Source organism: Burkholderia sp. KCJ3K979 (genome assembly GCF_016759955.1).
Classification (GTDB): Bacteria; Pseudomonadota; Gammaproteobacteria; order Burkholderiales; family Burkholderiaceae; genus Burkholderia; species Burkholderia orbicola.
Genome location: NZ_JACFYV010000222.1, coordinates 1 through 10,789 on the forward strand (window position 1 = coordinate 1; position 10,789 = coordinate 10,789).

Annotated in this window: 9 protein-coding genes and 1 pseudogene; 4 read left to right on the top strand and 6 right to left on the bottom strand. The window is 68.2% G+C overall.

The window, feature by feature from the left end; translation table 11 throughout:
• Window positions 1–104 (top strand): annotated as a pseudogene (locus tag H3O04_RS29895) (IS110 family transposase); the annotation flags it as partial.
• A gap of 16 nt (window positions 105–120) precedes the next feature.
• On the opposite strand, the gene H3O04_RS29900 reads toward H3O04_RS29895, so the two are convergent.
• Window positions 121–555, bottom strand: a complete 435-nt coding sequence (locus H3O04_RS29900; RefSeq protein ID WP_202589042.1) for a DUF1841 family protein — start codon at window positions 553–555, stop codon at window positions 121–123.
• Between the two features lie 211 nt (window positions 556–766).
• Here H3O04_RS29900 and H3O04_RS29905 point away from each other — a divergent pair, with 211 nt between their 5' ends.
• On the top strand, window positions 767–1,696 hold the full coding sequence (locus tag H3O04_RS29905; protein WP_202589043.1) for a DMT family transporter: 930 nt from the start codon (window positions 767–769) through the stop codon (window positions 1,694–1,696).
• A 60-nt stretch (window positions 1,697–1,756) separates the two neighbouring features.
• Here H3O04_RS29905 and nth read toward each other — a convergent pair whose 3' ends face one another.
• On the bottom strand, window positions 1,757–2,401 hold the full coding sequence (gene nth / locus H3O04_RS29910) for an endonuclease III (protein WP_006478196.1): 645 nt from the start codon (window positions 2,399–2,401) through the stop codon (window positions 1,757–1,759).
• Window positions 2,398–3,303 (bottom strand): electron transport complex subunit RsxB, encoded by a 906-nt coding sequence (rsxB, locus tag H3O04_RS29915; RefSeq protein ID WP_416360854.1) that lies wholly within the window; start codon window positions 3,301–3,303, stop codon window positions 2,398–2,400. The genes nth and rsxB overlap by 4 nt, the downstream gene beginning before the upstream one ends.
• 267 nt (window positions 3,304–3,570) lie before the next feature.
• Between rsxB and H3O04_RS29920 the strand changes: the two genes are divergently transcribed.
• Window positions 3,571–4,203 carry a TetR family transcriptional regulator gene (locus tag H3O04_RS29920; RefSeq protein WP_006478198.1) on the top strand — a complete coding sequence of 211 codons (633 nt, stop codon included), beginning with the start codon at window positions 3,571–3,573 and terminating at the stop codon, window positions 4,201–4,203.
• Window positions 4,204–4,312: 109 nt separating this feature from the next.
• Here the strand turns inward: H3O04_RS29920 and H3O04_RS29925 are convergent, their stop codons facing one another.
• On the bottom strand, window positions 4,313–5,803 hold the full coding sequence (locus H3O04_RS29925) for a polyhydroxyalkanoate depolymerase (RefSeq protein ID WP_202589045.1): 1,491 nt from the start codon (window positions 5,801–5,803) through the stop codon (window positions 4,313–4,315).
• 211 nt (window positions 5,804–6,014) lie between these two features.
• Window positions 6,015–7,844, bottom strand: a complete 1,830-nt coding sequence (locus tag H3O04_RS29930) for a glycoside hydrolase family 15 protein (RefSeq protein ID WP_006478200.1) — start codon at window positions 7,842–7,844, stop codon at window positions 6,015–6,017.
• 167 nt (window positions 7,845–8,011) lie between these two features.
• Between H3O04_RS29930 and H3O04_RS29935 the strand changes: the two genes are divergently transcribed.
• Window positions 8,012–9,259: a lactonase family protein gene (locus H3O04_RS29935; protein WP_202589046.1), complete on the top strand. Its 1,248-nt coding sequence runs from the start codon at window positions 8,012–8,014 to the stop codon at window positions 9,257–9,259.
• Between the two features lie 120 nt (window positions 9,260–9,379).
• Here H3O04_RS29935 and H3O04_RS29940 read toward each other — a convergent pair.
• Window positions 9,380–10,789 (bottom strand): DNA translocase FtsK (locus tag H3O04_RS29940; protein ID WP_272929903.1); only part of this gene is annotated, 1,410 nt, incomplete at its 5' end.

A 10,789-nucleotide genomic window follows, 5' to 3' on the forward strand; every position in this document is an offset into this window, starting at 1 on the left:
TGTCCAAGGTCGCGCTTGTTGCCTGCATGCGCAAGCTCCTAACCATGCTCAATGCCATGGTCAAAACCAACACGCCTTGGGACGATTCACTTCATCGGGCTTGACTCGGAAGACGGTTACTCAGTCGCGCGACGCGCGGCGCAGGATGCGCTGCAGGTACGCGTCGGTGTCGGGCGGCGTGTTGGTGCGCTGCGCTTCCCAGATCGTCTCGCCGAGGCATTCCATGATCGCGTGCTGCGCGTCGTGGGTCGAGTCGAGCTTCGCGGCCAGCTTGTCGTGCGCGGCGCGGATGCCGGGGGGCTGGTCGATCGACAACTGCTCGCTGATCGCGAGGTGCATCGACAGGTGCAGGAACGGGTTGGTGCGGCCTTCCTCGGGCATGTAGTTGCGCGCCGCCGCGCCGTCAGCGTCGGCCAGGTCGTCGTGGTACTCGGGATGCTCGACGATCCAGTCGGCCGCGATCGCTTCCAGCGGTGTCAGGATTTCGCCCGCGCGCTGCTTGCGCCAGGTCTCGGTGAAAAAGCGACGCACGTCGTCGCGGCTTGGATTGAACATGGTGGGGAAACGTCGTGATTCGGACGGCGTCATGCCGCGTCGAGCATTGTACGCCGGCGCGGCGGACGGCGCTGGCGCCGGCCCCGGGAGCGGTCGGCGCGGAACGCGCGGCCGCCCGCCGCGCAACGGGTAAGCGCTGGCTAGGCTCGGCGCCGCCGCGCGGCTACACTCCGACGATTCCCGTCACGGCGCCCCGTTCGCCCGTTTCATCATGACCGTCACCGTTCGCTCATCGTCCGCCGCCCTGCAGGGCGCGTTCTACGTCGCGTTGTCTGCCGCCGCGTTCGGCGCGATGGCGATTTTCGGCCGCTACGCGTATGCGGCCGGCGTCGACGTGCTCGGGCTGCTGATCGTGCGCTTCGCGATCGGCGGCGCGGTGCTCGCCGCGATCGCACGGCACCGCCGCGTCGCCTGGCCGCGCGGCCGGGCGCTCGTGCCGCTGGTGGCGATGGGCGCGCTCGGCTACGTCGGGCAGTCGTTCTGCTATTTCAGCGCGCTGCAGCACGCGCAGGCGAGCCTCGTCGCGCTGCTGCTGTACCTGTACCCGGCGTTCGTCACGCTGCTGGCCGCGTGGTGGCTCGGCGAGCGCCTGACGCGGGCGAAGGCCGTCGCGCTGGTGCTGTGCGTCGCGGGTTCGGCGCTGATGGTCGGCGGCGGGCACGGCGAGCCGCTCGGGATCGCGCTGGCGTTGGCCGCCGCGGTGATCTACTCGCTGTACATCGTCGGCGGCACGAAGGCGACGCGCGGCGTCGATCCCCTCGCGACCACCGCGATCATCTGCCTGTCGGCCACCGCGACGCTCGTCGCGATCGCCGTCGTGCGAACGGCGGCGTTCGGCGCGCCGCCGCGCTGGCCCGCGACGGCCGGCGGCTGGGCGTCGATGCTCGCGATCGCGCTGGTGTCGACGGTCGCGGCCATGCTCGCGTTCTTCGCCGGGCTCGAGCGGCTCGGTGCCGCGCGCACGTCGATGCTGTCGACGCTCGAACCGGTCGTGACGGTCGCGCTCGCGGCGTTGTTGTTCGGGGAAGCGTTGTCGCCGCTGCAGTGGGCGGGTGGCGTCGCGATTCTGGCGGCCGTGCTGGCGCTCGTGCGCGCGGGCGGCGCGGCCGCCGACGACGCGACGGCGACATCCAACGCGTAAGCGGGGAAGGGAGCGGGCGTCGCGACGGCGTCTGCGGAGCTCGCCCGCGCTGCCTGATGCTTATTCGTTCGGCGGCGGCGTCTTCGGCCGGAACTCGCACAGCGGCTCGATCGCGCAGTGCCAGCATTCGGGCCGGCGGGCCTTGCACACGTAACGCCCGTGCAGGATCAGCCAGTGATGCGCGTCCTGCAGGAATTCCTTCGGCGTGAACTTCTCGAGCGCGGCCTCGACGGCCCGCACGTCCTTGCCCGGCGCGAGCCCGGTGCGATTCGCGACGCGGAAGATATGCGTGTCGACCGCGATCGTCGGCTGGCCGAACGCGGTGTTCAGCACGACGTTCGCGGTCTTGCGGCCGACGCCCGGCAAGCCTTCGAGCGCTTCGCGATCGGCCGGCACCTCGCCGTCGTAGCGCTCGAGCAGGATTCGGCACGTCGCGACCACGTTCTTCGCCTTGGTGCGATAGAGGCCGATCGTCTTGATGTACTCGGTGACGCCTTCCTCGCCAAGCGCGACGATTTGTCGCGGGGTGTTCGCGACCGGAAACATTTTCCGCATCGCCTTGTTGACCGACACGTCGGTCGCCTGCGCGGACAGCATCACGGCGATCAGCAGCTCGAACGGCGTCGAATATTCGAGCTCGGTGGTCGGATGCGGATTGAGGCTCTGCAGCGTTTCGTAGATCGCGCGTCGTTTGCTGGCGTTCATGGAGCGTTCTGGTCGGGCGGCGCGGACGGGCCGTCCGGATCGTCGTTGTCGTGGTCGTTGCTGCCCGATGCGGCTTCGGCATCGCGCTGCGCCTGCTGTTCGGCGAGCCGCTTGCGGCGGGCCTCGGCCGCATCGATCTGCGCCTGGACGGCCGCGCTTACGCCTTCGGTGTTCTTCGGCCCGGCGCCTTGCCCGGACAGTTCTTCCTTCTTCTTGCGCGCGCGTTCGAGCGCGGCGGCGATGATCGCGCGTTTCTTCGCTTCGGCATCGTCGGCCGGCGCGGCGGCGGCCGGCGTGTCCGGCTGCGAACCGGGCTGCGCTGCCGAGGACTCCGCAACCGGCTTGGCGGCACTGGCCGCGCGGCGGGCGGCGGCACGCGCTTCGGCGGCCTCGCGCTCGCGACGCTCGCGCGCGAGCCGCAGGTCGTGGCGTTCGCGCGCGGCGTCGGCCTGTTCCTGCGACCACGCATCCCAACCCGTGCGATCGCCGGTCACCGGCAGCATCGCGATGCAGTCGACCGGGCACGGCGGGATGCACAGGTCGCAGCCCGTGCACAGCGACGCGACGATCGTGTGCATCTGCTTCGGCGCGCCGACGATCGCGTCGACCGGGCACGCCTGCATGCACAGCGTGCAGCCGATGCACAGGTTTTCGTCGATGAACGCGACCGCGCGCGGATGCTCGCTGCCGTTGACGGGGTTCAGCGGAATTACCGGCTTGCCGAGCAGGTTCGCGAGGCGCGCGATGCCTTCGGCGCCGCCGGGCGGGCACTGGTTGTAGTTCGCGTCGCCGGCGGCGATCGCCTCGGCGTACGGACGGCAGCCGTTATAGCCGCACTTCGTGCATTGCGTCTGGGGAAGCAGATCTTCGATGCGATCCGCGAGTGTTTTGGAGTCGGTCACGGTGACAACAGGCTGACAACGGGCGCAGCGGCGCCGAATGGCTCTCGGTCGGCCGCGCCGGGCGCGGCCGGAAAGGTTGGCCAAAGCTCGATTATCGCCGATTTCCCGCATTGCGCCGGACGCCGTCTATGCGCATAATCGAACCGCTTTTTTGCAGGGGCTCAGCAGGAGGGCGGCCGCCCGCGGCGCGCCCGTTCCAGGGCGGCCGGCGCCGAGGCGGTGGGGGTGTCGGTCCGAATCAAGCGGCTCACATAGCAAAGCGCCACCATGAATCAGCCAAAAATCAAAAGAGATCCTGAAGGTACGCGCCGCCGCATCCTGATGGCGGCAGCCGAAGAGTTCGCGAATGGAGGGCTGTTCGGCGCGCGCGTCGACCAGATCGCGCGCCGGGCCGAAACGAACGAGCGCATGCTCTATTACTACTTCGGCAGCAAGGAGCAGCTGTTCACGGCGGTGCTCGAACACGCGTTCTCCGCGCTGACCGAGGCCGAGCGCGTGCTGGATCTCGACGGCGTCGCGCCGGTCGAAGCCGTCACGCGGCTCGCGCATTTCGTTTGGGACTACTACCGCGACCATCCGGAGCTGCTCAGGCTCATCAACAACGAGAACCTGCACGAAGCGCGCTATCTGCACAAGTCGACGCGGATCCGCGAGATGATGTCGCCGATCGTCGCGAAGCTCGGCAACGTGCTGATGCGCGGCCAGAAGGCCGGGCTGTTCCGCGGCGACGTCGATCCGCTGCGCTTCTACGTGACGTTGTCCGGGCTCGGCTACTACATCGTGTCGAACCGCTTCACGCTCGCCGCGACGCTCGGCCGCGACTTCACCGACACCGACGAGCGCGCGGAGATGGTCCGGATGAACACTGAGGTGCTGCTCGCTTATCTGCTGCGGCGCTGACGCGACGAACGGACGAGCCGATGAGCTGCCCGCTCGCGGCCGCTGCCGAATAAAAAACGCCGCCGTTGCGTCAAGCAACGGCGGCGTTTTTGCGTCGGAACGCGGCGCGTCAGGCGGCCTTGCGGACCCGCGCGGCTTTTGCGCGCGGGCTGCCAGCCGTGCGTTTCGCGGCGGGCGCGGCCTTCGCGGCGGGCGTCCTGGCGGGCGCGACCGTCACGGCCGGCGCCTTCGCGCGCGTGCGTTTCGCGGCGGTGGCGCGCACCGCGGTTTCCGGCTCCGGCTTGGCGGCCGGCACGACGCCGATCGCGGTCGCATCCTGGGCATCGACGGGCAACTTCGTCGCGCCGGGCTTGGGCTCCAGCGCATGCTCGCGAATGAAGTCGCGCAGCTGCGGATAGATGATCGTGCGCCAGCGGCGGCCCGAGAAGATCCCGTAGTGGCCGCATTTCTCGGCGGTCAGGCTGCGGCGATCGTCTTGCGGAATGCCCGTGCACAGCTCGTGCGCGACGTGCGTCTGGCCGCTGCCCGAGATGTCGTCGAGTTCGCCCTCGATCGTCATCAGCGCGGTGTGCTTGATGTCCTGCGGCCGCACGCGCTCGCCTTCGACGTCCCACGTGCCTTCCGCGAGCCGGAATTCCTGGAACACGACACGGATCGTCTCGAGGTAATACTCGGCGGCCATGTCCAGCACCGCATTGTACTCGTCGTAGAAGCGGCGGTGCGCTTCGGCGTCGTCCTCGTCGCCGCGCAGCAGGCTCTGGTAAAAATCCCAGTGCGATTGTGCGTGCCGCTCGGGGTTCATCGCGACGAAGCCGGTGTGTTGCAGGAAGCCCGGATACACCTGGCGGCCTTCGCCCGGATAGTTCGCGGGCACCGTATGGATCACGTTGTTCTCGAACCACGCGGTCGAGTGCTGCGTGGCGAGCGAGTTCACCGACGTCGGGCTGCGGCGCGCGTCGATCGGGCCGCCCATCATCGTCATCGTGAGCGGCGTGTCCTCGCCGCGGCTCGCCATCAGCGAAATCGCCGCGAGCACCGGCACCGTCGGCTGGCATACCGAGATCACGTGCAGGTTGCGCGCGCCGATGTGACGGATGAATTCCTGGATGTACGCGATGTAGTCGTGCAGGTGGAACGGGCCCGTCTCGACCGGCACCATCCGCGCGTCGATCCAGTCGGTGATGTAGACCTTGTGATCCTGCAGCAGCGTGCGCACGGTGTCGCGCAGCAGCGTCGAGTGGTGGCCCGACAGCGGCGCGCAGACCAGCACGACCGGCTCGTCCTTCAGTTGCGTGACGGCGTCGGCGTCGTCCGAATAGCGCTTGAAGCGCAGCAGGCGGCAGAACGGCTTCTCGATGATCGTCTGCTCGACGATCGGAATGTTGTGGCCGTCCTTGACGATCTGATGAATGTTGAATTCCGGCTTCTCGTAATCCTTGCCGAGCCGATACATCAGCTCATAGGCAGCCGCCATCCGCGGGGCACCGGGCATCAGCGAGAACGGGCTGGACGGATTCGCGAACGACTTCGAGGCGGCCTGGGCCCAGGCCGTGAGCGGGCTCAGCATGGCCCGCTGGAATTCGTGCAGTTGGTAAAGCATGCAGGCTACTCCCGCGTGGGGGACGGTGCGCAAGGGCGGCGTGAGGCGTCGCGGCGTGCCGTGTGGGTCAGCGACCGGCCATGTTGCATTGCAGCCGGACAATCTCGTCGATCATATCGGACAACGATCGGTGGTGCAATGCAACATTTCCCCGGGTTTTCATCAAAGTGTTGCGATTTGACGATCTCTGAACAAGGCCCGCGCGCGCCGTTCAGCGGCCGGTGGCCACGGCCGGCGCGGGCTGGCCGGCCGCGCGCGCCATCGCGTCTTCGTGGTGCATCAGGTTCATCGCGGTGTGCACGAGCGCCACGTGGGAGAACGCCTGCGGGAAGTTGCCGACGAGCCGCCCGGCGACCGGGTCGTATTCCTCCGCGAGCAGCCCGAGGTCGTTCGACAGTGCGAGCAGGCGGCTGAAGAGCCGATGCGCGTCGTCGATCCGGCCGAGCAGCGCATAGCTGTCGACCAGCCAGAAGCTGCACGCGAGAAACGTGCCTTCGCCCGGCGGCAGGCCGTCGTCGTATTCGGTCGTGCGGTAGCGCATCACGAGCCCGTCGTGCAGCAATTCCCGTTCGATCGCCTCGACCGTGCCGACGATGCGCGGGTCTTCCGGCGGCAGGAAGCCGAGCTGCGGCAGCAGCAGCACGCTCGCGTCGAGCTCGTCGCTGCCGTAGCTCTGCGCGAACGCCTGCTTGCCTTCGTGCCATGCGTTGGCGCAGACGTCCGCATGGATCTGCTCGCGCAGCGCGCGCCAGCGGTCGAGCGAGCCGGGCAGCCGGAACATCTCCGCCGACTTGATCGCGCGGTCGAACGCGACCCACGCCATCACCTTCGAGAACGTGAAATGGCGCCGGCCGCCGCGCGTTTCCCAGATGCCTTCGTCGGGTTCTTGCCAGATTTTCTCGAGATGGTCGAGCAGCGCGCACTGCACGGACCAGACCGTGTCGTCGGCCTGCAGGCCGCCCACGCGCGCGAGGTGCAGCGCGGCCATCACCTCGCCGAACACGTCGAGCTGGAGCTGGTTCGCGGCGCCGTTGCCGACGCGCACCGGCAGCGAGTCCTGGTAGCCGGGCAGCCAGTCGAGCTCCATTTCCGGCAGCCGGCGCTCGCCGGCGATTCCGTACATGATCTGGATCTGCTCGGGCGAGCCGGCCATCACGCGGCCGAGCCACGTGCGCCACGCACGCGCCTCGTCGTAGTAGCCGCCGCGCATCAGCGCGAGCAGCGTGATCGTCGCGTCGCGCAGCCAGCAGTAGCGGTAGTCCCAGTTGCGGTTGCCGCCGATCTTCTCCGGCAGCGACGTGGTCGGCGCGGCGACGATGCCGCCGGTCGGCTCGTACGCGAGCGCCTTCAGCGTGATCAGCGAGCGGCGCACGGCGGCCGCGTAGCGGCCCTGCACCTGACAGCGGCCCGACCATTCGAGCCAGTAGTTCTCGGTGCGCGCGAGCATCGACAGCGGATCGCGCGCGGGCGGCAGCCGCATGTGCGACGCCGCGTAGCCGAGCGAGAACGGCACGCGCTCGTCGGCGCCGACCGTGAATTCCGCGAGCGTATGGAGGTTCTTGCCGGTGAGCGGCACCGGCGTGCGTAGCACGACGGTATCGGGGCCGGCGATGGCCTTCATGCCGTCCTCGCGGGTCAGTTGCGTGACCCACGGAATCGAGAAACCGTAGTCGAAGCGCAACACGAGTTCCATGCGCATCTTCATCTTGCCGTGGCGGCCGACGACGATCCGCACCAGTTCGGACCAGCCGTTGCCGGGCGGCATGAAGTCGATCACGGTGACGGCGCCGTCGGCGCTTTCGTAATCGGTTTCGAGAATCAGCGTGTCGCCGCGATAGCGGCGGGTCGTGTGTGTGATCGCGGCGTCGGCGGCCGGAGCAAGCAGCCAGCGGCCGTGTTCCGGCGTGCCGAGCAGCGCCGCGAAGCAGGCGCCCGAATCGAAGCGGGGCCAGCACAGCCAGTCGACGGAGCCGTCTTTTGCGATCAGCGCGGCCGTGTGGCCGTCGCCGACGAGGGCGTAGTCTTCGATCAGGGCGGGCATGGGCAGGCGATCCTTGGGTATTCGAGTTTCACAATGCGGACGTCGGCGCCCTCGACTTCACGCGCGGGCGCCGCGCCCCGTATACTCGGCCGGGCGGCGGAGCGCGTGAACGGCCGGCGTTTCGTCCTATCTCAACACTTGAAGCGACTCGATGCAAGGAGGATTCAATGCCCAACCGTTTACGCGAGCGTGACGCACGCGCTTCGACACGAGGGTTCCCGCTTAGGTTCGCTCACTGGATGAAAGGTTTCGCGATCGTGCTTTCCCTGTCCGCGACCCACGCATTCGCGCAGCAATCGTCCGCCCCGGCCGACGGCGTTTACAACCTGCTCGTCGGCACCTATACGGGCGGCGGCAGCGACGGGATCTACGTTTACCGCTTCGATACCAAGAGCGGCCGCGTCGCGCCGGTGTCGTCGGCGAAGACCGTGAATCCGTCGTACCTGTTGCCGAGCCGCGACGGTCGCACCGTCTACGCGGTCAACGAACTGCCCGGCGACGACGGGCCGGCGACGCAGCGCGGCGGCGTGAGCGCGTTCCGCTTCGACGCGAAGACGGGCGCGCTGAGCTTCATCGACCGCGTATCGTCGGAAGGGAACGATCCGTGCTATCTCGCGCTGTCGCCGGACGGCAAGTACCTCGTCACCGCCAACTACTCGGTCGCGGCCGACCCGGGCGGCAGCTTCGCGGTGCTTCCGCTGCGCGACGACGGCGCGGTCGGTCAGGCCGTGCTGACAGTCCACCACGAAGGCACCGGGCCGGTGAAGGGCCGCCAGGACGGCGCGCACGTGCATTCGACGGTGTTTTCGCCGGACGGCCGCTATCTGTTCGTGCAGGATCTCGGCGCGGACAAGATCTACGGCTACCGCTACACGGTGGACGGCAGTCGCGGGCTGATCAGCCCGACCGACACGCGCTACACGCCGGTGAAGGCGGGCTCGGGCCCGCGTCACATGGTGTTCAGCGCCGACGGCCGGTTCGCGTACGTGACGAGTGAACTCAACGCGTCGGTCGAGGTGTTCGGCTATCACGACGGCAAACTGACGCCGATCGAGACGCTGCCGATGACGGCGCCGGGCTTCAAGGGCAAGGTCGGCGGTGGCGCGATCCACCTGTCGCCGGACGGCCGCTTCCTGTACGCGAGCAACCGCGGCGACGCGAACGATCTCGTGATCTACGCGGTGAACAAGGCCGACGGCCGGCTGAAGCACGTCGGCCGCCAGTCGAGCCTCGGCAAGACGCCGCGCGAGTTCCTGATCGATCCGACCGGCAAGTGGCTGATCGTCGGCAACCAGGACAGCGACACGTTCTACGTGTTCAGTCGCGATGTCGAAACGGGGCAGCTCGGCGCGAATCCGCAGAAGATCGCGGTCGGCAAGCCGGTCGACTTCAAGCTGGTGCCGGTCGCCCAGTAAATCGCGGGGATTCCCGGCTGATGCAAGAAGGGCGCTGCCGATGCAGCGCCCTTCGTATTTCAGGCAGTTGGTTTCACGACGCGCCCATCTCGATGAACGGCGGCCGGCGGGCCGCCTGCCTCAGTCGGCCGCGGCCGGCACGAGCACCTCGCGGCTGCCGTTGATGCCCATCGCCGACACGAGACCGGCCGCCTCCATCTGCTCGACGAGCCGCGCCGCGCGGTTGTAGCCGATGCGCAACTGCCGCTGCACCGACGAGATCGACGCGCGCCGCGTGCGCACGACGAACGCGACGGCTTCGTCGTACAGCGGATCGGCTTCCGCGTCCGGCGCGTCGCCGAACAGGTCCTGCGTCGCTCCGTCGGCGGCCGGGCCGTCGAGAATGCCTTCCTCGTACTGCGGCTCGCCGAACTGCTTCAGGTACTCGACGATCCGGTGCACTTCCTCGTCGGCGACGAACGCGCCGTGCACGCGCTGCGGATAACCGGTGCCCGGCGGCAGGAACAGCATGTCGCCCATCCCGAGCAGCGACTCCGCGCCCATCTGGTCGAGGATCGTGCGCGAATCGATCTTCGACGACACCTGGAACGCGACGCGCGTCGGGATGTTCGCCTTGATGAGGCCGGTGATCACGTCGACGGACGGCCGCTGCGTCGCGAGGATCAGATGGATGCCGGCCGCGCGCGCCTTCTGCGCGAGGCGGGCGATCAGTTCCTCGATCTTCTTGCCGGCGACCATCATCAGGTCGGCCAGCTCGTCGATCACGACGACGATCAGCGGCAGCGTCGACAGCGGCTCCGGATCCTCGGGCGTCAGCGAGAACGGGTTGCCGATCTTCTTTTCCTTCGCTTCCGCGTCGCGGATCTTCTGGTTGAAGCCCGCGAGGTTGCGCACGCCGACGGCCGACATCAGCCGGTAGCGCTTCTCCATTTCGCCGACGCACCAGTTCAGCGCGTTCGCCGCGAGCTTCATGTCGGTGACGACCGGCGCGAGCAGATGCGGGATGCCTTCGTAGACCGACAGCTCGAGCATCTTCGGGTCGATCATGATGAGCCGCACGTCTTCCGGCGTCGCCTTGTACAGCAGCGACAGGATCATCGCGTTGATCGCGACCGACTTGCCCGAACCCGTCGTGCCGGCCACGAGCATGTGCGGCGCCTTCGCGAGATCGGTGACGACCGGGTGGCCGGTGATGTCCTTGCCCATCGCGATCGTCAGTTGCGACGGCGAATGCTGGTATTCGCGTGCGGCAAGAATTTCCGACAGGCGGATCATCTGGCGCTTCGCGTTCGGCAGTTCGAGGCCCATGCAGGTCTTGCCGGGGATCGTCTCGACGACGCGGATCGACGTGAGGCCGAGGCCGCGCGACAAGTCCTTCATCAGACCGACGATCTGGCTGCCGCGCACGCCGAGCGCGGGTTCGATCTCGAAGCGCGTGATCACGGGGCCGGCCGACGCGCCGACCACCGTCACCGGCACCTTGAATTCCTGCAGCCGCTGCTCGATCACCTGCGCGGTTTGCGCGAGGTG